We start from the raw sequence: 18,821 nt of genomic DNA, 5'->3' as shown, positions 1-18,821 counted from the left end.
CGCCCGTGTTCCGCGCCATCGAGGCCCGCGGCGACGCCCCGAACGCGCCTATTACCGAGGTGTTCAAGCACGAGCTGCGTCCCCTGGTGGCCGCCGTCCTGAGCCGCGTGGGTCCGGACGTCCTCTACGCGATGTTCACCGTTTTCACCCTGACCTACGGCACCACGGCCCTCGGGCTGCAGCGGAACCAGGTGCTGGTGGCTGTGATGGTCGGCTCCGCCTTCCAGCTCGTCTGCATCCCGCTCGCCGGCGCCCTGTCGGACCGGATCAACCGCAGGCTGGTCTACGGCGGCGCTGCGGTCGCCGGCGCGGTCTGGTCCTACGTGTTCTTTGTGCTCCTTGCCGGAAAGTCCCCGGTGGTGCTGGTGATCGGCATCGTTCTGGGCCTGCTGACGCACTCCTTTATGTATGGCCCGCAGGCGGCGTTCGTGGTGGAGCAGTTCTCGCCGCGCCTGCGGTCGACCGGCTCGTCGCTGGCCTACACCTTTGCCGGTGTGATCGGCGGCGCCATCGCACCGCTGATGTTCACTGTCCTGCTGAGCGCATTCAACAGCTGGGTGCCGGTCGCCGCTTACGTCACGCTCGCCTGCGTCCTGACGCTGATGGGACTGGCCCTGGGCCGGAACTCGAATGTCCGCGAGGACGAGGACTACCTCGGGAGCCTGGCCGGAGCGCAGCCGGTCCGGGCCGGGGCCTGACGGCCTGACTTAGGCGCGCAGGACCAGGTCCAGGGTGACGGCGAGGTGGTGATCGATGGCGGTTTGTGCCGCCGCGACATCACCTCGCCGGAGCGCGGCCAGGATGACGTCGTGTTCGTCGCAGACCCGGCTCTGGCGGTCCTGGGTCCGGAACAGGGCCTCCACCCCAACAAAGACCTGGCGGGCACGCAGCCTGTTGTAGGTCTGGGAGATGAGGTCGTTGGCCCCGGCATCGATGAGGAGCTGGTGGAAATGCTGATCCAGGCGGATGAATTCCGTCGCCTGGTCCCGCCCTTCCTCGCCGGGGCCCGGCGCCCCGGCCATCACCTTGTGCTGTTCCTCAAGCGCCTGCGCCATCTCGGCCAGCGGAACCGTCCCGGCCTTGATGGTGGTCGCGGCAACATGGCGCTCCAGCACCCCGCGCAACTCAAACAACTCAGCAATCTGGCGGCCGGTAATCACCGGAATCAGGGCCCCGCGGTTGGGGATCAGCTCGATCAACCCGTCCGACACCAGCAGCAGCAACGCCTCCCGCACCGGAGTGCGCGAGACCCCGATGTCCCGGGCCAGTTCTTGCTCATTGACGAACTGACCCTGCATTGTTGGGTCAACAAGTATCTGGTCGCGTAAGTATTCGTAGGCTTTCTGCCGGCCTGTCGCCGCGTCCCCTGTTCGCCGTTGCATACTTTACGTATACACCATTTTGGAGGTAACCGTGCGCATAGCACTCGCTCAAATCATCACCGGCCGCGAGCTCGACCGGAACCTGGATCTGGTCCGGGATTCGGCCCGGCAAGCCAAAGAAGGCGGCGCGCAGCTGGTCATTTTCCCGGAGGCGACCATGCGCGCGTTCGGGAACTCGCTGCTGGACATCGCCGAACCGCTTGACGGCCCGTGGGCCTCGCAGGTCCGTGCCATCGCCGAGGAAGAGGGCATTGTCATCGTAGCGGGGATGTTCACCCCCGGAAGCGGCGGCCGAAAGGTCCGCAACACCCTCCTGGCCACCGGCGCCGGCGTGGACGCCAGCTATGACAAGATCCACCTCTATGACGCCTTCGGCTTTGCCGAGTCGGACACCGTCGACGCCGGTTCCCAGCCGGTGACGTTCGACGTCGGCGGCCTGACCTTCGGGCTGGCCACCTGCTACGACCTGCGGTTCCCGGACCTGTTCACGGAGAACGCGGAGCGCGGCGCCCTGGTCAACATCGTCTGCGCCTCCTGGGGTGCCGGGCCGGGCAAGGTGGAGCAGTGGAAGCTGCTGTCCCGGGCACGCGCCGTGGACTCCACCACGTTCGTGCTGGCATGCGGCCAGGGCGACCCCGCCACGCAGGGGGTGGAGGCTGCCGGTTCCGCACCCACCGGGGTGGGGCACTCCGCCGTCGTCTCCCCCTTCGGTGAAGTCCTGGAGGAGCTCGACGGCGCCCCGGGCCTGCTCTTCGCCGACCTGGACCCCGCCGTCGTCGCAGACGCGCGGACCAAACTGCCCGTCCTCGCCAACCGCCACAAGTTCTAGGGCGGGCCGGAGCCCCTCCGCTTCCGCACACAGCAACGCGGGGTCAGGCAACGCCCCGGGAGAGACTCCCGACGAGCGTTTCCTGGCCCCGCGGTGTTTGTGGTTCTAATTCGTGGCGCGCTGGCGGGAGATCTCGTAAAGGGAGATCCCGACGGCCATGGAGGCGTTGAGTGACTCCATGGCGGAGTCGATCGGGATGGAGACGATCTGGTCGCAGTTTTCGCGGACCAGGCGGCTGAGGCCCTTGCCCTCGGAACCGACCACGATGCAGACCGGCTCGGTGGCCAGGGCAAGGTCCGGCAGCGACACGTCGCCGTCGCCGTCCAGGCCCAGCACGTAGATGCCCATGTTCTTGAAGGCCTTGAGCGTGCTGTTCAGGTTCGCGGCGCGGGCGACCGGCACACGTACGGCAGCGCCGGCGCTGGTCTTCCAGGCCGAGGCGGTGACGCCGACCGAGCGGCGTTCGGGGACAATAACGCCGTGGCCGCTGAACGCCGAGACGGAGCGGATGATGGCGCCGAGGTTGCGGGGGTCGGTGATACCGTCGAGCGCCACGAAGAGCGGGGCGTTGGCGATGTGGCCCTTTTTCCAGCCCTCGATGGTTTCCTCGGCCAGCTCGTAGGCGTCCTGGTATTCGTACGGCGGGATCTGCAGCACCAGGCCCTGGTGGATGGCGTCGTCGGTCATCCGGTCCAGTTCGGGCTTGCCGGTTTCGAGCAGCGGGATACCGCGTTCGGCCGCGAGCTTGAGCGATTCCTTGACGCGGTCGTCCATCTCAATGCGGATGGCCACGTGCAGGGCCTTGGCGGGGATACCGGCGCGGAGGGCTTCCACCACGGAGTTGCGGCCCGTGACCACTTCTTCGGTGGCGCGGCCCTTGGGCCCGGAGCGGGCGCCTCCGCCGGCGCTGCGGGCACCGGTTCCGCGCTTGGCCGCGGAACGCTCGGCCAGCTGCTTGTTCTTGTGCGCCTTGTGGTAGGGGCGGTCCTCCGCTTTGGGAGTCGGGCCCTTGCCTTCCAGGGCTTTACGGCCGTGACCGCCGGTCCCGACAGTGGGGCCCTTCTTCATTTTGACCGAGCGGCGACCGTTGTTGGCCATGAGTTTCACCCTTTTAACTACGCGATTCGTTGATAAGTCTGAAGTCCAGTCTACTGACTCGAGCTAAATCCTCGACCGCACGGCCTGGCGCCGGGCTGCTGCAGCCGGCCGCCGGGGCAGGGGTTCAGCCGCGCTTGAGGCTCCAGCTGGCGCCGTCCGCACCGTCCTCGACGACGACGCCGGCTGCCCCGAGCGTGTCCCGGATGGCGTCCGAGGCCGCCCAGTCCTTGTCCGCCCGGGCCTTGGCCCGGGCCGCGAGCTGCGCCTCGATCAGGACGCTGAGGGCGGTGTTGGCGTGATCGTCGGCGGCGGGGGCGGCTGTGTCGTTGAGACCAAGGACACGCAGCATGTCCGTGACGCTGGCCAGTGCCTGCCGGGCGCCGTCGAGTTCGCCGGCGGTCAGCGCCGTGTTGCCGGCCCGCACGGTGTCGTGCAGCACAGCCAAGGCCTGCGGGACGTTCAGGTCATCGTCCATGGCGGCCGCGAAGGCCTCCGGAACGGGGCCGGCGTCGCCGCTGGCCGGTGTCCCGCCGTCGGCTCCGGCGATGGTCCGGACGGCCCTGCTGAGAAAACCGTCAATGCGTTCGACGGCGGCAGCGGCCTCGCCCAGGGAGGTGGGCTGGTAGTCCAGCACCGACCGGTATTGGGCCTGGCCGAGGTAGTACCGCACCACCCGCGGGGAAGCGAGCTCCAGCATTTCGGCGGGGCTGACGGTGTTGCCGATGGACTTGGACATCTTCTCGCCGGCATAGGTGACCATGCCGTTGTGCATCCAGAAGTTGGCGAAACCGTGGCCCGCCGCCTGGGACTGCGCCATCTCGTTCTCGTGGTGCGGGAACCTCAGGTCCAGCCCGCCGCCGTGGATGTCGAACTCGGTGCCGAGGTACTTGGTGACCATCGCCGAGCACTCCAGGTGCCAGCCGGGCCGGCCGGTTCCCCAAGGGGAGGCCCAGCCGGCGGTCGCCGGTTCGCCTTCCTTGTGGCCCTTCCACAGCGCGAAGTCCCGCGGATCGCGCTTTCCGCGGGGGTCGGCGTCGGGGGCCCCCTGCATGTCATCGAGCCGCTGGCGCGTCAGCGAACCGTACTTTGCCCACGACCGCACGTCGAAGTACACGTCGCCGGAGTCATCAAGGGCGGGGTAGGCGTGGCCGCGGTCGATCAGCTGCTGGATCAGGGCGTGCATTTCCGGGATGTGGCCGGTGGCGCGGGGCTCATAGGTGGGGCGGGAGACACCCAGGGTGTCGTAGGCCTTGAGGAATTCCTGCTCGTAGCGGTAGGCCAGCGCCCACCATTCCTCCTCGCGGACCGTGCCGGGCTCGCCCTCAAAATCCGCGCCGAACGAGTCGGCGGATTTGGCCAGGATCTTGTCATCGATGTCAGTGACGTTGCGGACGGTCGTGACGCGGAAGCCGCGGTATTGCAGCCACCGGGTGAGCTGGTCGAACGCGATCGCGGACCGGATGTGGCCGACGTGCGGCATGCCCTGCACGGTGGCGCCGCAGTAGTACAGGCTCACTTTGCCGGGGACGAGGGGGACGAAGTCGCGGACTTCAGCGGAAGCGGTGTCGTAAAAGCGCAGGGTCACCGCTCCAGATTAGCCGATGCCCGCCGGCCGGCCGGGCGGCCTACTTGCAGTGCTCGCCGATCTTGTCCATCTGCTGCCGGAGCTGGGTCAGCTGCTCCGGGGTCTGTCGGCCGGTGGCGCTGGATCCTACCTGTTTCATGATGTTGGCCATCTGCTGGATCGGTTCCGAGACTTCCGGAGCCACCTTGTCCGCGACTTCCTGGTAGTGCTGGCCGATCTGGCCGGCCCTTTCCTTGTCATTCCCCGTCGGCGCGAACGTATCGGTGGTGAGGAACTTGCAGCTTTCCTGGACACTCATGCGCGGCGTCGTCGGAGCCGACGGCGTCGCGGAACCGGCGCACCCGGCCAGCAGCATGCCGGCGGCCACAGCGAGAACGGGCAACAGCTTTTTCACGGGAGGTTCCTGACGTTTCCGGAGGGGGGTTGTCCCTTAAGCGTAGGCCAGTTACGCCGTTCCGGCTCCCCCCGCCGGGTAGACCAGGGCCGTCGCCGTGGCGGCGATGCCCTCTCCCCTGCCGGTGAAGCCGAGGCCATCGCTGGTGGTGGCAGAGACACTGACGGGCGCGCCTGCGGCCTCGCTGAGGACCCGCTGGGATTCCTCCCGGCGGGGCCCGAATTTGGGCCGGTTGGCTACGAACTGCACGGCGATGTTGCCGATCTCGAAGCCGCCGGCACGGACGATCCTGGCGGCCGCGGCCAGCAGCGTGACCCCGGACGCGCCGGCGTATTCCGGGCGGTCCGTGCCGAAGTGGGTGCCGAGATCGCCCATACCGCTGGCGGAAAACAGGGCGTCGGCCGCGGCATGCGCCACCGGGTCCCCGTCGGAGTGGCCGGCGAGCCCGCGCTCCCCGTCCCAGAACAGGCCGCCGAGCCACAGCGGCTGGGGTGCGTCAGCCGGGGCATAGGCATGGACGTCGATGCCAATTCCGGTCCGCGGGATAGGCGGCCCGGACAGCTGGTTCCCGCCCATCTAGCCCTCCACCCAGCGCGCGCCGAGCGGGCCCTCCAGGAGGCCCTCGGCGAGGATCAGGTCCAGCGGCGTGGTGATCTTCAGGGATTGGCTGGCGCCGCGCACGGCATGGACGGGGACACCGAGCATCTCTACGAGCATGGCGTCGTCCGTGACGGCCGCCTCCCGGGCACCGTCGAATTCGGCTGCAGCCACGTGCGCGCGCTGCAGGGTGGCAAGGTCGAAGCCCTGGGGGGTCTGCACGGCGCGCAGCATCTCCCGCGGCGCGGTGCCGGTGACCACTTCGGGGGCGATGTCCGCGTCGGCGCCGAGGGCCGGATCCACTGTCTTGATGGTGTCGACGACGGGGATCACGGGGATGACGGCGACGGCGCCGGCGGTGAGCGCCGCGGCAACCCGGTGGAACACGGCTTCGGGGGCGAGGGCGCGGGCGGCGTCATGGACCAGGACGGAGCGGATGCCCGGGGTGAGCGCCGAAAGTGCGGCGCGGACGGAATCGGCACGGCTTGCGCCGCCGTCGACGATGGTCACGTCCGGGACCTGCACGGCGGTCCCGGATGCGGTGGTGCGGCGGTGCTCGGCCTGCAGTTCGGCGGCAAATGCCTCGCACTGGGCCCGGAGCTCCGGGTCTCCCGGCGGGAGGGCCACACAAATCTGCCGGGCAACGCCTGCCGCCGCGACGCCCCGCAGGGCGTGCATCAGGATGCTGTCGCCGCCCAGCGGCACCTTCGCCTTGGGCATGCCGTAGCCCAGGCGCTGGCCGGATCCGGCGGCGACGACGACGACCGCCGTCGTTTGGGCTGTCGATGCAGTGTTCATGCGGACAACACTACGTCCCGGCGCCGGGCCGGGGCCCGTCCGGGGCGATTTAGGGCAAAAAGAAGCCCCGGCGGCCGTTACGCCACCGGGGTTCGATTCTTAGTTAGGAAGCCAGGACTTCGTCGAGAACGCTTGCGGCCTTCTCTTCATCAGTCTTCTCGGCCAGTGCCAGTTCTGAAATCAGAATCTGGCGGGCCTTGGCCAGCATGCGCTTCTCTCCTGCGGAGAGACCCCGGTCGTGGTCCCGGCGCCACAGATCGCGGACGACCTCTGCCACCTTGATGACGTCACCGGAAGCAAGCTTCTCCAGGTTTGCCTTGTAACGACGCGACCAGTTGGTGGGCTCTTCAGTGAACTCGGCCCGCAGCACGTCGAATACGTGCTCCAGGCCTTCCTTGCCCACTACGTCCCGGACCCCAACAAGGTCAACGTTTTCTGCTGGAACTTCAATGGTCAGATCACCCTGAGCCACCTTGAGCTTGAGATACATCTTCTCTTCGCCCTTGACAGTGCGCATCTTGATTTCTTCAATTTTTGCTGCACCGTGGTGAGGGTAAACTACTGTCTCGCCGACCTCAAAAACCATGTGGACATTCCCCTTTCCCGCAGACCAGTTTATCACGATTAAGGCATACGACTGCCATGGATCGGCCTCGGAAACCGCGTAAATCCGCGGAAAATGGCGTGAATCGGCCGCTTAAAGCCCTTGACGGATGCGGATAATAGTGCATTGGCCACCCCGTGCCAAGGCCCTCCGGCTTCGCTGCCCGGCGTCTCATCCGCGGTCCCGAATCCGCGTTTGAGGGCACTAGCGGATAGGCTATGCCTGAATAATGTTTCAAGACTCTCAAGGAGTGCGTGACGTGCGTTTCACTGCGATGACCCGGGGCCGGCGCGGCAAGCTGGCAATGGCAACGGCTGCACTTGGCATCAGCGTGCTGTCGGTGACCGGCTGCGGCTATATCAACCCCCAGCAGACCACTGAGCAGTACTCTGCCTCCGATGGAACGCGGACGGACCTGGGCCCGCTCCAGCTCCGCAACATGATGGTCATCGCAGACGGTGAGAACAAGCCCGGCCGCGTGCTCGGCGCGGTCTACAACACCTCCTCCCGCGATGTGAAGCTCACCATCGACGGCGCCAGCGGATCCGAGACCCAGGTCCCGGTCAAAAAGAACTCCTACGTCCTGCTGAACGAGTCCGCCGACCCGGCGATCCTGAGCACCTCCGGCGGCAAGCCGGGTTCGCTCGTGGAGGTCACCATCAGCGAGGACGGCACCAGCAAGACCGCCAAGTTCAAGATGCCGGTCCTGGACGCCACCATCACGGACTACAAGAAGTACCTCCCCACCGCCGAGCCCACCGGCTCCGCGACCCCGTCCGGCACGGCCACCCCCTCCGAATCCGCCACCCCGGGGACGTCGGAGACCCCCTCGGCCACGCCGACGCCGTAGCCCGACGCTTCAGCCCGACGCCGGGCAGTCCCCGGCAACGGCAGTCCAGCCACACACGAAAGGAGGGGCACCCCACGGTGCCCCTCCTTTTGTGTGTGCCGGCTTGTGCGGGATCCGGCTACGGCTCGAACTTGTAGCCCAGGCCCCGGACCGTGATCAGGTACCGGGGCGCCGAGGGGTCCGGCTCGATCTTGCTGCGCAGCCGCTTGACGTGCACGTCCAGGGTTTTGGTGTCGCCGACGTAGTCGGAGCCCCACACCCGGTCAATGAGCTGCCCGCGGGTCAGGACCCGGCCGGAGTTCCGCAGCAGCATCTCAAGCAGCTCGAACTCCTTGAGCGGCAGGGAGACCTGCTCGCCCTGGACGCTGACAACGTGCCGTTCGATGTCCATCCGCACGGGACCGGCCTGGACGGTGCTGGAGACCAGTTCCTCGGGCTCGCCGTGGCGGCGCAGGACGGCCCGGACCCGGGCGACGAGCTCACGGGAGGAGTAGGGCTTGGTGACGTAGTCGTCGGCGCCCAGTTCCAGGCCCACCACCTTGTCGATCTCCGCGTCCTTGGCGGTCAGCATAATGACCGGGACGGAGGAGCGCTGGCGCAGCTGGCGGCACACCTCAGTTCCGGACTGCCCGGGCAGCTGGAGGTCCAGCAGGACCAGGTCGGCGCCGTTGCGGTCGAATTCGGTGATGGCGTCCAGGCCGTTGTCCACGACCTCCACCTCGAATCCTTCCTTGCCCAGCAGGTAGGACAGGGGGTCGCTGAACGACTCCTCGTCCTCGACAATAAGAATCCGGCTCAAGCGCTAGCTCCTTGTTCATGGACGCCGACGGCGTCGCGTCGATCGTGTCGTGCAGTGTGGGGGGCCTTGCGGGGATCCTGCGCCGGCTCGTCCTGGCCTTCCATTTCCGGCAGGCGGATGGTGAAGGTGGAGCCCTGCCCGGGCTGGGACCAGAGGGTGACTTCGCCGCCGTGGTTGGCCATGACGTGCTTGACGATGCTCAGGCCCAGGCCCGTGCCGCCGGTGTGGCGGGAGCGGGCCGAGTCCACCCGGTAGAAACGCTCAAACACGCGCTCCTGGTCTTCCGGGCTGAGCCCCTCCCCCTGGTCCGTGACGGAGACCGCCACCAGGCCGTCGCGGGCCCGCACCCCCACACCCACGCGGGTGTTCTCGGGCGAGTACCGGATGGCGTTGTCGATCAGGTTGCGCAGCGCCGTGACCAGCAGGTCCTGGTCACCGTAGACCATGGCGTCGGCCCGGCCGCCCACCACAATGTCGATGTTCTTGCTTTCGGCCGGCAGCTGGGACCGGTCCACGGCTTCGGCCACCACCGTGTTGATGTCCACCGGGTGGGCCTGCTGGGCCACGTTGGCCCCCTGCAGGCGGGAGAGTTCGATGATGTCCTGCACCAGCGCGGCAAGCCGGGTGGATTCCTTGTGCATCCGCTTGGCGAACCGGCGTACGGCTTCCTCGTCGTCGGGCGAAGCTTCCAGCGCCTCGGCCAGCAGCGAGATCGCGCCCACCGGGGTCTTGAGTTCGTGCGAAACGTTGGCGACGAAGTCGTTGCGGATCTCTTCGGTACGGGTGATCTCCGTGCGGTCGTCCGCGAGCAGCAGGATATATTCCTCACCAAGCATGGCGGCGCGGACCTGGACGACGATGGTTCCCTGGCCGAGCGGGCCGCGGGGCAGCTCGAGCTGCTTCTCCAGGATGACGCCGTCGCGGCGGACCTTCGCCGTCATTTCCAGCAGCTGCCGGTGCACCACCGTATGTCCCCGGACCAGCCCATAAGCGTAGGCGCCCGGGCTGGCGCGCACCACGCCGTCGATGGCGTCCACCACCACGAAGGCACGCCCGACGACGGCCAGCACCTCGGCGGCGCCGTCGGGAAGTGACGGATCGCCGGTTTCGACGTCGCTGATCTTGCGCTGCTGTTCGCTGATCCTGAAGGCCAGCACGCCAAAAATGCCAAGCGCCAGGCCGATGAGGCCTGCGATCACACCGATAAGCATTGGATCCACGGCTTTAGCTTATGCGCAGCGGCCCGGCCGAAATTGAAATCTGGTGCGATTGCGGTGCTGGTTCAGCTAACGTTCACCTATTGAGGCGTAACAGTTCACCGGAGACTGGAAGGGTGAGAGGTTGAACGCCGCTACGGTGAAACGAAACGGGCCGGTCACAGTGGTGCCCGGCGACGTTTCCGAGGAAAGGACGCACCTGTGCGTAAGGTTTTTCAGGAAGAGCTCGTCCAGGTCGGTGAGCAGCTGATCGAGATTTCGAAGCTGGTCAGCGGTGCCTTCGAGAAGGCCACCACCGCCTTTGAGGGGGCGGACATCGACCTCGCCGAGGATGTCATCGCGGCGGATGCCCGGATCGATTTCCTGCAGAACAGCCTCGATGAACGTGCCATCGACATCCTCGCCCTTCAGGGTCCGGTGGCCAGCGACCTGCGGATGATCGTGGGCTCGCTGCGGATGAGCGCTTCCCTTGAGCGGATGGGCGACCTCGCCCGGCACATCGCCCAGCTCGCCCGGCTGCGCTACCCGGCCGTGGTCATCCCGCAGCCGCTGCAGGAGACCTTCAAGAGCTTCGCCAAGTACGACCTCGAAATCGCGGAGAAGCTCACCGTCCTCCTGGAAACCCGCGACCTCGAAGTGGCACGCGACATCCTGAAGGCCAACACCGCCGTCAACGACCTGCACCTGAGCGTCTTCAAGGCCATCGCACGCAGTGACTGGGCCGAACCCGCAGCCACCACCGTGGACGTGGCCCTGGCCAGCCGTTACTTTGAGCGCTTCGCGGACCATGGCGTCTCCGTCGCGCAGAAGGTCACCTACCTGGTCACCGGCGCCTGGCAGCCTAACAGCATCGAGCACAGCTGACGGCTGGTCCGTCCCGGCAGCAGCCCATACGACGGCGGCCGGTCACCTTGGGGGTGACCGGCCGCCGTCGTTGTATCCCGGGTGGGAAGGAGGGCTACTTCTTGCCCTGGTTGGCCACTGCCTTGATGGATTCCGCGGCGGCCTCGGGGTCCAGGTAGGTGCCGCCCGGGTTCAGCGGTTTGAAGTCCTCGTCCAGTTCGTAGACGAGCGGGATGCCGGTGGGGATGTTCAGGCCAGCGATGTCCTCATCGCTGATGCCGTCCAGGTGCTTGACGAGCGCGCGCAGCGAGTTGCCGTGGGCGGTGACCAGCACGGTCTTGCCGGCCTTGAGGTCTTCCTTGATGTCCGACTCCCAGTACGGCAGCAGCCGGACCAGGACATCCTTGAGGCATTCGGTGCGGGGCATGGCGTCGCCGAGGTCCTGGTAGCGCGGATCCCCCACCTGCGAGAACTCCGAGTCGTCGGCAAGGGGCGGCGGCGGGGTGTCGTAGGACCGGCGCCAGGTCATGAACTGTTCCTCGCCGTACTCGGCCAGCGTTTGGGCCTTGTCCTTGCCCTGCAGCGCGCCGTAGTGGCGTTCGTTGAGGCGCCAGTCCCGCTTGACGTCGATCCAGCCGCGGTCGGCCTTTTCCAGTGCCAGGTTCGCGGTGTTGATGGCCCGCTTCAGGCGGGAGGTGTAGAGGATGTCAGGGAGGATGTTGCTCTCCACCAGAAGCTCGCCGCCGCGTACTGCCTCGGCCCGGCCCTGGTCGTTCAGGTCAACGTCCACCCAGCCGGTGAACAGGTTCTTGGCGTTCCATTCGCTGTGGCCGTGGCGCAGCAGAATCAGCTTGTAAGTCATGCTTTTTATCCTAGCCGAGCGCTCCCGGACCGTGCCGAGCGTTACACGCCGCCCGCCTCACCGCAACGGCGATAGGGTTGGCGTGTGGTGCAGAAGGCTGAGCGGGTGGCGTCGCCCCGGAACCAGGGCGCGGCCCGGGACGGAGCCGCGGGAGCCTCCCGTGCCGGCCGGCCGGTGGGCAACGTGACCCGCGGGACCACCAACCCCAACCGGATGCGGCGCGTGGACCGGTGGCTGACCGGCCCCCAGGCCTGGCGTCTCCGCAACGCCACGGACCCGCTGGTGGTCGACCTCGGCTATGGCGCCTCCCCGGCCACCGCCGTCGAACTCTTTGAACGCCTGTCCGCCGTCAGGGCCGATGTGCACATGGTGGGGATCGAGATCGAGCCGGAGCGGGTCCGGCAGGCCAAGGCGCTGGAACGTCCCGGGCTCAGCTTCACACGGGGCGGCTTCGAGCTTCCGGTGCCGGGCCGGCCGGTGCTGGTCCGGGCCTTTAATGTGCTGCGGCAATACGAGGAAGCGGATGTGGCGGCCATCTGGCGGCTGGTGCAGGACCGGCTGGCTCCGGGCGGGCTGTTCATCGACGGGACGTGCGACGAGATCGGCCGCCGGGTCACCTGGGTGGCGCTCGACGCCGACCGTCCCCTCAGCCTGGGTCTGTCCATGCGTTTTGGCGGCTTTGAGCTTCCCTCGGAGATCGCCGAACGGCTGCCCAAGGCCCTGATCCACCGGAACGTGCCGGGCGAACGGATCCACACTTACCTGCAGGCACTCGACAAGGCGTGGCTCGACGCAGCGCCGCTGGCCTCCTTCGGAAACCGGCAGCGCTGGACGGCCATGTGCCGGGCCCTGCGCGAGGGCGGTTGGCCCGTGCAGGACGGCCCGTCGCGCTGGCGGCTGGGCGAACTCACTGTGGACTGGGAGGCCGTGGCCCCCGCCGGTCACCAGGGGCCGTAAGGGCCCATGTTCCTGCTGCCGCCGCGGCCGGCGTCCTTCACGGCGGGACGGACRTCTGCGAGGTACACGGCAGCGGCCGTCACTGCGGCGAGGCCGAAGAGCCCCAGCGGGCCGAAGAACCCTCCGCCACCGCCCACAATGGACAGCAGCCCGATGGCCAGTGCACCGCCGGTCAGTGCCAGCCAGAACGTTTTGGTCCGTTTGGACACCGCTTCGAACGCGTTGGCTTTGTGCCGGAGGCAGTCGAAGAACGCCCACACCTCGAGGCCAAGGGCCACGAGGGCGAGGAGGAAATAGATTCCTCTTTCGGCAATGTCAATCAGCACTCTTCCGTCCATGCCCCCAGCCTAGCCGTCCAGTGTGGCCAAAGCCTGCTGCAAATCGGCCCACAGGTCCTCGACGTTCTCAATGCCGACGCTCAGCCGGACCAGGTTCGCCGGCACGCTTTCCGGTTCCGCGGTGTGCCGGCGGCGGCGTTCAATCAGGGATTCCACTCCGCCCAGGGACGTGGCCGGCAGCCACAGCTGCAGGGCGCGGATCATCCGGTCGGCGGCGTCGGCCCCGCTGAGGCCGGCCGCCGGCGCCATCTCGATGCACAGTACCGAGCCGAAGCCCTTCATCTGGGACTTGGCCCGCTCGTGTCCGGGGTCCGCGGGGAGCCCCGGGTACCGGACGCTGCTGACGCGGGGGTCGCCGCTGAGCCGTTCGGCGATGACCGCGGCCGAGGCCTGCGAGCGCTCAATCCGCAGTGCCAGCGTGCGCAGCCCGCGCAGGGCGAGCCACGCTTCGAAGGGCCCGGCGATGCCGCCGTGGATGGTGCGGTGGTGCAGCAGCTGCGCGTGCAGCTCGGCGTCGGACGTCACCAGGGCGCCCAGCACGACGTCGGAGTGGCCGGACAGGTATTTCGTGACCGAGTGCAGGACGACGTCGGAGCCGAGGCTGAGCGGCTGCTGCACCAGGGGCGTGGAGAACGTGTTGTCGGTGACGACGAGGGCGCCGGYCGCGTGGGCGGCGGCGGTGAGCGCACGGATGTCCGCGACGCCGAGCATCGGGTTGGTGGGGCTTTCGAGCCAGAGCATGCTGGCCGGCTTGCCGTCGGCGGGCGCCAGCTGCGCCAGCACGGCGTCGGTGTCCGCGATGTCCACGGTCCGCAATTCCAGCGCGCCCTTCTGGGCCAGCTCGGTGGCCATCACGAGGGACCCCGCGTAGCTGTGCGACGGCATGACCAGTACACCCTGCGCCGGGACCAGGGACAGCGCGGAACTCACGGCGGCGAGACCCGAGGCGTACAGCAGGCCCGGAAGCTCCGCGCCTTCCAGCTGCGCCAGCGCCTGCTCGAACGGGTCCCAGGTGGGGTTGGAATACCGGCCGTAGCCGCGGTCTCCGGGACCCAGCGGTCCGGTGCCGAAATACGTCGAGGACAGCACGAGCGGCGGGTTGACCGGGGCGTCGCGTTCACGCGCCGGTCGGCCCGCGGCCACCACCACGGTTTCGGCGGAAAGCGAGGCTGCCTGTTCATGGGAGAGACTCATGGTCACAGGGTACGACGCGGCCGCCCCGGCCCCGTAAGGCATTACGCGCCGGCCACCCTAAAGTGTCGGTGATTATCGGTAGGCTAGAGCGGTGACTACCCAGACTCCCGGCCCGTTCCCTGGCCTGTTCATTGCCTTCGAGGGCGGCGACGGCGCCGGCAAGTCCACGCAGGCAGCCGAGCTCGCCGCGGCGCTGGAGTCACGCGGACTGACGGTGCTGCGGACCCGGGAACCCGGGGGCACCCCGATCGGCGAGAAACTCCGGTCCCTGGTGCTTGACCACGGCCATGGCCACATCGATGCCCACACCGAGGCCCTGATCTTCGCCGCCTCACGCGCGGCCCACGCCAGCCAGGTGATCCGGCCCGCGCTGGAGCGCGGCGACGTCGTCCTCACTGACCGGTACATCGACTCGTCGGTCGCCTACCAGGGCGCCGGCCGGAACCTGGGCACGGAGGCTGTCCGGGATATCAACGCGTGGGCCACCTCCGGCCTGCAGCCGGACCTCACCGTGCTGCTCGACGTCGATCCCGCCGACGGCCGGCGGCGCCGGACGGCAGGGGACGCCGCGGAGGACCGGCTGGAATCCGAGGCGGACGAGTTCCACGCCCGGATCCGGGACACGTTCCTGGCTTTGGCAGCGGCCCGGCCGGAACAATATCTGGTCCTGGCCGCGCAACAACCCGTGGCGGAGCTGGCCGGGCAGATCCTCGCACGGGTCGAGGCGCTGCTCACGCTGCGCCAGGGCAGCTCGGCATGAGCGTCTGGGACGACCTCCAGGGCCAGCCCGCCGTCGTCACCCAGCTGCGCCAGGCCGCCGAGGGCGACGGGCTCACGCACGCCTGGCTGTTCACCGGCCCCCCGGGATCCGGCCGGTCCAACGCCGCTAAGGCCTTTGCCGCGGCACTGAACTGCGACCAAGAGGACGTGGCGAGGCGCGGCTGCGGGGAATGCCCTGCCTGCCAGACCATCCTCGGCGAGACGCACTCCGATGTGACTTTCGTGCGGACCGAGAAGGTCACCATCACCATCGACGAGGCCCGCGAGCTCGTCTCCAGCGCCGGCAACCGGCCCTCCTCGGCCCGCTGGCGGATCATCGTCGTGGAGGACGCGGACCGGATGGCCGAGCGGACCACCAACGTGCTGCTGAAAGCCATCGAGGAGCCCACGCCGCGCACCATCTGGATGCTGTGTGCCCCCTCCCCGGCCGACGTGCTCGTCACCATCCGCTCGCGCTGCCGCCCCGTGGCGCTGCGCCTGCCACCCGCGGCGGACGTCGCGGCCCTGCTGGTCAAGCGCGACGGCGTCGAACCCGAAGTTGCCGAACGCGCGGCCCGCGCCGCGCAAAGCCACGTGGGGATCGCCCGCCGGCTGGCCCGTGACCCCGAGGCACGGGACCGGCGGCTGGAGACCGTGCGGTTCCCCCTGCACCTGCGCGGCATCACAGCGGCCGTGATGATGGCGGACAAACTGGTCAAGATCGCCACCGAGGAAGCCAACAGCTCCAATGATGAGCGCGACGCCGCCGAAAAGACGGCGCTGCTCGCCACCTTGGGGGCACCCGAAAGCGGGCCGCTTCCGCCGGCGATGCGTGGCCAGGTGAAGCAGCTTGAGGATGACCAGAAGCGCCGCGCCAAACGGTCCATCACAGATTCGCTTGACCGTACCCTGACCGACCTGTTGTCCTTTTATCGGGATGTGCTGATCATCCAGATGGGCAATGCCGTGGAACTGGTCAACCTTGAACTCCGCGAGGAGCTGCAGGAGTTCGCCGGACGCTCGACGGCGGAAGTTACCCTTGCCCGAATGGATGCCATCAACAAGGCCCGCCAGCGGATCACCACCACCAACGTGGCTCCGCTGCTGGCCATCGAGTCCATGGCCGCCAGCCTGATTTGACCCGATCAGCCTCGATCCGCACAGTTCCACGTTCCAAGGAGAACCGCATGACGTCAGTTCCACCATCGCCGGCAGGTAACCGAAGCCGGGGGTTCGGCGTGCGGAAGGCCAGCGCCCTGGCGCTGGGCTTGGTGCTGGCCCTGGTGCTCTCCTCATGCACCCTGTTCGGGGGCGGCTCGAACAGCGCTTCGTCTACGCCCGATCCGTCGATTGCCGCTTCCGCCCCGGCCGAGCTGCGCAGTTTCTACTCGCAGCAGCTCAAGTGGTCCGCCTGCGAAGGTGACTTCCAGTGCGCCAAGGTCAAGGTTCCCGTGGATTACAGCAAGCCCGACGGCGACTCGATTGAGCTCGCCGCGATCAAGCTGGTCTCGAAGGGCGGCAACAAGAAGGGCAGCCTGCTGGTCAACCCCGGCGGCCCCGGCGGCTCCGGCTACGACTTCGTCAAGGATGCCGGGTCCACGAACATTTCCGAGAAGGTACGCTCCAACTACGACGTCGTCGGCTTCGATCCGCGCGGCGTGAAGCGCTCCGCTCCGGTCACGTGCCTCACGGACAAGGAACGCGACGCGAACCGCGCCAAGATCTACAAGCTGGACACCGACGCCGGGCTGGCCGAGGCCCTCGCCGACAACAAGGCGATCGCCGCCAAATGTGCCGAGAAGACCGGCCCCGTCCTGGGCCACATCGACACCGTCAGCGCCGCAAAGGACCTCGACATCCTGCGGGGTGTGCTCAACGACGCCAAGCTGAACTACCTCGGCTACTCCTACGGGACGTTCCTGGGTTCCACCTATGCCTCGCTCTTCCCGGACAACGTGGGCCGCATGGTGCTCGACGGCGCACTGGACCCGTCGCTGAGCAACGAAGAGCTCACGGCGGGCCAGGCAAAAGCCTTCGAAAAGGCCATCCATGCCTACGTGACCCGGTGCCTGCAGGAGAGCGGCTGCCCGCTCAGCGGTACCCCGGACGAGGCCATCCGGCAGATCCAGGAACTCATCGCCGCGATCGAAGCGAACCCGCAGACCGCCAAGGACGGGCGTGTGGTCAACGCCTCCATGTTCGTCAGCGGCTTCATCCTGCCGTTCTACAACGACGACAACTGGCCCATTCTCACCCAGGCCCTGGATAGCGCGATGAAGGGGGACGTCTCCCCGATGCTGCGCCTGGCCGACTTCGGTGCCGACCGTGAGCCCAACGGCACGTACTCGGCCAACTCGACGTTCGCGTTCAACGCCATCAACTGCCTGGACTACCCGATGACCTCCGACACGGCAGCGATGCGGGCGGACGAGAAGCAGCTCCGGCAGCTCTCCCCGACCCTGGGCTACTACTTCGCCTACGGCGGCACGAGCTGCAAGGACTGGCCCTACAAGAACGTCCGCACCCCCGCGCCGGTCAAGTACACCGGCTCCACCGACATCGTGGTGGTCGGCACCACCGGCGACCCCGCCACACCGGTGGAGTGGGCCAGCTCCCTGCGCAAGCAGCTGGGCACCGCCTCGCTGCTGACGTGGAAGGGCGAGGGGCACACCGCCTACGGCCGCTCCAACAGCTGCATCGAAAAGGCCGTGGACGGGTACCTCGTGGACGGCAAAACGCCGGCTGATAACACGGTCTGCTGACGCGCCGGAGGCCACCGCCCGGCTCATTTTGACCCGGGCGCAAAGACTCCATTACAGTTGTCTCTTGCATGATCCGCCCGGTTCGCCGGGCGTTCACGCGGTTGCTTCCTTAGCTCAGTCGGTAGAGCGTCTCACTCGTAATGAGAAGGTCATCAGTTCGATTCTGATAGGAAGCTCGAGAAGAACCCCGTGTTATCGCGTAAAAAACGATGACACGGGGTTTTTGTTTTACCCACCTGCGAGCGCGTGAGCACATCGTGATCACATAAATTTTCGCCGAGCGACGTCGAGTGCGTCGGCGACTTTGTCCAGATCATCTTCGAACAGGTCCGCGTACGTGTTCAGAGTCATCGCCGCGTCTCGATGACCGAGCATCCGTTGAACGGCCTTTACGTTTGCCCCGGCGGATATGGCGAGGGACGCGGCGGTGTGCCTGAGATCGTGCGGGGTGATGACTGGCGCGGCAGGATCTTCCGACTGTAAAGCCTCGACCGCGGCATTGAACTTCCGCTTCCGGAAGTTGTTCCCGCGCATCACTCCCCCATCGGGGGCAGTGAACACCAGGTCATCTCTTCCCTTGCCTTCGCATCTCCGAGCAAGTGATTCGGCCAAGAACGCAGGAAACGGAACGCTCCTCGCTTCCTTGTTTTTCGGCGTTCCCCAGACAATGTGGCCCCGCACGTCGGCGACCGCTTCGGAAACATCGATCCTTCGTTTGAGCATGTTCAGGCTCTTGACCTTCAGCGCCGCCATCTCTCCCCATCTGAGGCCCGTGTAGGCAAGAAAAAGGACTACGTCTCCGTAGTCCTTACAGTGGGCGGCGAGTGCGTCCACCTGTTCATGGTTCAGGTACCCGTGTCGTCTGCTCACGATCTGCGGGAGCTTGACGCCTTCACAGACATTTCGTGCGAGCCTGTTTTCGGCAACTCCATATTTCAGGATGATGCCCAAGG

Annotated in this window: 21 protein-coding genes and 1 tRNA gene; 9 read left to right on the top strand and 13 right to left on the bottom strand. The window is 67.3% G+C overall.

Annotated features, from left to right (window positions below):
• Positions 1-698, top strand: a 698-nt coding sequence (locus tag AC1DHD_RS04975) for an MFS transporter (RefSeq protein ID WP_476878640.1), incomplete at its 5' end; no start/stop codon positions are given.
• A gap of 9 nt (positions 699-707) precedes the next feature.
• Here AC1DHD_RS04975 and AC1DHD_RS04970 read toward each other — a convergent pair.
• Positions 708-1,298, bottom strand: a complete 591-nt coding sequence (locus tag AC1DHD_RS04970; protein WP_476878639.1) for a GntR family transcriptional regulator — start codon at positions 1,296-1,298, stop codon at positions 708-710.
• 115 nt (positions 1,299-1,413) lie between these two features.
• Here AC1DHD_RS04970 and AC1DHD_RS04965 point away from each other — a divergent pair, with 115 nt between their 5' ends.
• Positions 1,414-2,211 (top strand): carbon-nitrogen hydrolase family protein, encoded by a 798-nt coding sequence (locus AC1DHD_RS04965; protein WP_476878638.1) that lies wholly within the window; start codon positions 1,414-1,416, stop codon positions 2,209-2,211.
• Between the two features lie 105 nt (positions 2,212-2,316).
• On the opposite strand, the gene rlmB is transcribed toward AC1DHD_RS04965, so the two are convergent.
• The 6 genes from rlmB to AC1DHD_RS04935 form a co-directional block, all read right to left on the bottom strand.
• Positions 2,317-3,309, bottom strand: coding sequence for a 23S rRNA (guanosine(2251)-2'-O)-methyltransferase RlmB (gene rlmB / locus AC1DHD_RS04960; RefSeq protein WP_476878637.1), 993 nt, complete (start codon positions 3,307-3,309; stop codon positions 2,317-2,319).
• Between the two features lie 124 nt (positions 3,310-3,433).
• Complete coding sequence (gene cysS / locus AC1DHD_RS04955; RefSeq protein WP_476878636.1) at positions 3,434-4,894, bottom strand: cysteine--tRNA ligase; 1,461 nt, start codon at positions 4,892-4,894, stop codon at positions 3,434-3,436.
• 40 nt (positions 4,895-4,934) lie between these two features.
• A complete protein-coding gene (locus AC1DHD_RS04950) occupies positions 4,935-5,288 on the bottom strand; it encodes a hypothetical protein (RefSeq protein ID WP_476878635.1) in 354 nt (117 codons plus the stop codon).
• A gap of 51 nt (positions 5,289-5,339) precedes the next feature.
• Positions 5,340-5,864, bottom strand: coding sequence for a 2-C-methyl-D-erythritol 2,4-cyclodiphosphate synthase (gene ispF, locus AC1DHD_RS04945; protein ID WP_476878634.1), 525 nt, complete (start codon positions 5,862-5,864; stop codon positions 5,340-5,342).
• Positions 5,865-6,683: a 2-C-methyl-D-erythritol 4-phosphate cytidylyltransferase gene (gene ispD / locus AC1DHD_RS04940; protein ID WP_476878633.1), complete on the bottom strand. Its 819-nt coding sequence runs from the start codon at positions 6,681-6,683 to the stop codon at positions 5,865-5,867.
• A 103-nt stretch (positions 6,684-6,786) separates the two neighbouring features.
• Positions 6,787-7,269 (bottom strand): CarD family transcriptional regulator, encoded by a 483-nt coding sequence (locus AC1DHD_RS04935; RefSeq protein WP_026266570.1) that lies wholly within the window; start codon positions 7,267-7,269, stop codon positions 6,787-6,789.
• 277 nt (positions 7,270-7,546) lie between these two features.
• Between AC1DHD_RS04935 and AC1DHD_RS04930 the strand changes: the two genes are divergently transcribed.
• Positions 7,547-8,137 (top strand): hypothetical protein, encoded by a 591-nt coding sequence (locus AC1DHD_RS04930; RefSeq protein ID WP_476878632.1) that lies wholly within the window; start codon positions 7,547-7,549, stop codon positions 8,135-8,137.
• 118 nt (positions 8,138-8,255) lie between these two features.
• On the opposite strand, the gene AC1DHD_RS04925 is transcribed toward AC1DHD_RS04930, so the two are convergent.
• Both AC1DHD_RS04925 and AC1DHD_RS04920 read right to left on the bottom strand, forming a co-directional pair.
• Positions 8,256-8,936, bottom strand: a complete 681-nt coding sequence (locus AC1DHD_RS04925) for a winged helix-turn-helix domain-containing protein (protein ID WP_476878631.1) — start codon at positions 8,934-8,936, stop codon at positions 8,256-8,258.
• The gene (locus AC1DHD_RS04920; RefSeq protein WP_476878641.1) at positions 8,933-10,147 is read right to left on the bottom strand and encodes a sensor histidine kinase; all 1,215 of its coding nucleotides are present in this window, start codon (positions 10,145-10,147) and stop codon (positions 8,933-8,935) included. The genes AC1DHD_RS04925 and AC1DHD_RS04920 overlap by 4 nt, the downstream gene beginning before the upstream one ends.
• A 207-nt stretch (positions 10,148-10,354) precedes the next feature.
• Between AC1DHD_RS04920 and phoU the strand changes: the two genes are divergently transcribed.
• Entirely contained in the window at positions 10,355-11,017 is a 663-nt protein-coding gene (gene phoU / locus AC1DHD_RS04915; protein WP_476878630.1) for a phosphate signaling complex protein PhoU, read from the top strand.
• Between the two features lie 94 nt (positions 11,018-11,111).
• Here the strand turns inward: phoU and AC1DHD_RS04910 are convergent, their stop codons facing one another.
• Entirely contained in the window at positions 11,112-11,858 is a 747-nt protein-coding gene (locus AC1DHD_RS04910) for a phosphoglyceromutase (protein WP_476878629.1), read from the bottom strand.
• Positions 11,859-11,942: 84 nt separating this feature from the next.
• On the opposite strand from AC1DHD_RS04910, the gene AC1DHD_RS04905 reads away from it, so the two are divergent.
• On the top strand, positions 11,943-12,815 hold the full coding sequence (locus tag AC1DHD_RS04905) for a class I SAM-dependent methyltransferase (RefSeq protein WP_476878628.1): 873 nt from the start codon (positions 11,943-11,945) through the stop codon (positions 12,813-12,815).
• Here the strand turns inward: AC1DHD_RS04905 and AC1DHD_RS04900 are convergent.
• Both AC1DHD_RS04900 and AC1DHD_RS04895 read right to left on the bottom strand, forming a co-directional pair.
• Positions 12,800-13,153: a DUF2516 family protein gene (locus AC1DHD_RS04900; RefSeq protein ID WP_476878627.1), complete on the bottom strand. Its 354-nt coding sequence runs from the start codon at positions 13,151-13,153 to the stop codon at positions 12,800-12,802. The genes AC1DHD_RS04905 and AC1DHD_RS04900 overlap by 16 nt on opposite strands.
• A 9-nt stretch (positions 13,154-13,162) precedes the next feature.
• On the bottom strand, positions 13,163-14,347 hold the full coding sequence (locus AC1DHD_RS04895) for a trans-sulfuration enzyme family protein (protein WP_476878626.1): 1,185 nt from the start codon (positions 14,345-14,347) through the stop codon (positions 13,163-13,165).
• Between the two features lie 91 nt (positions 14,348-14,438).
• Between AC1DHD_RS04895 and tmk the strand changes: the two genes are divergently transcribed.
• The 4 genes from tmk (at position 14,439) to AC1DHD_RS04875 (ending at position 18,044) form a co-directional block, all read left to right on the top strand.
• Positions 14,439-15,107, top strand: a complete 669-nt coding sequence (tmk, locus tag AC1DHD_RS04890) for a dTMP kinase (RefSeq protein ID WP_476878625.1) — start codon at positions 14,439-14,441, stop codon at positions 15,105-15,107.
• Positions 15,104-16,246 (top strand): DNA polymerase III subunit delta', encoded by a 1,143-nt coding sequence (locus AC1DHD_RS04885; RefSeq protein WP_476878624.1) that lies wholly within the window; start codon positions 15,104-15,106, stop codon positions 16,244-16,246. The genes tmk and AC1DHD_RS04885 overlap by 4 nt, the downstream gene beginning before the upstream one ends.
• A 47-nt stretch (positions 16,247-16,293) precedes the next feature.
• A complete protein-coding gene (locus AC1DHD_RS04880; protein WP_476878623.1) occupies positions 16,294-17,868 on the top strand; it encodes an alpha/beta hydrolase in 1,575 nt (524 codons plus the stop codon).
• Positions 17,869-17,971: 103 nt separating this feature from the next.
• A tRNA-Thr gene (locus AC1DHD_RS04875) sits at positions 17,972-18,044 on the top strand.
• 85 nt (positions 18,045-18,129) lie between these two features.
• Here the strand turns inward: AC1DHD_RS04875 and AC1DHD_RS04870 are convergent.
• On the bottom strand, positions 18,130-18,821 hold a 692-nt coding region (locus AC1DHD_RS04870; RefSeq protein WP_476878622.1), incomplete at its 5' end, for a tyrosine-type recombinase/integrase.

It is taken from the genome of Arthrobacter sp. 05L45_2 (assembly GCF_056397525.1).
The sequence above is the reverse complement of the archived record's forward strand: the minus strand, read 5'-3'. Positions and strand labels throughout refer to the sequence as shown.

Coding starts and splice junctions, on each gene's coding strand:
- AC1DHD_RS04885 (WP_476878624.1), top strand. CDS start 15,104: ATGAGCGTCTGGGACGACCTCCAGGGCCAGCCCGCCGTCGTCACCCAG.
- AC1DHD_RS04970 (WP_476878639.1), bottom strand. CDS start 1,298: ATGCAGGGTCAGTTCGTCAATGAGCAAGAACTGGCCCGGGACATCGGG.
- AC1DHD_RS04920 (WP_476878641.1), bottom strand. CDS start 10,147: ATGCTTATCGGTGTGATCGCAGGCCTCATCGGCCTGGCGCTTGGCATT.
- ispD (WP_476878633.1), bottom strand. CDS start 6,683: ATGAACACTGCATCGACAGCCCAAACGACGGCGGTCGTCGTCGTCGCC.
- AC1DHD_RS04880 (WP_476878623.1), top strand. CDS start 16,294: ATGACGTCAGTTCCACCATCGCCGGCAGGTAACCGAAGCCGGGGGTTC.
- rlmB (WP_476878637.1), bottom strand. CDS start 3,309: ATGGCCAACAACGGTCGCCGCTCGGTCAAAATGAAGAAGGGCCCCACT.
- AC1DHD_RS04910 (WP_476878629.1), bottom strand. CDS start 11,858: ATGACTTACAAGCTGATTCTGCTGCGCCACGGCCACAGCGAATGGAAC.
- AC1DHD_RS04935 (WP_026266570.1), bottom strand. CDS start 7,269: ATGGTTTTTGAGGTCGGCGAGACAGTAGTTTACCCTCACCACGGTGCA.
- ispF (WP_476878634.1), bottom strand. CDS start 5,864: ATGGGCGGGAACCAGCTGTCCGGGCCGCCTATCCCGCGGACCGGAATT.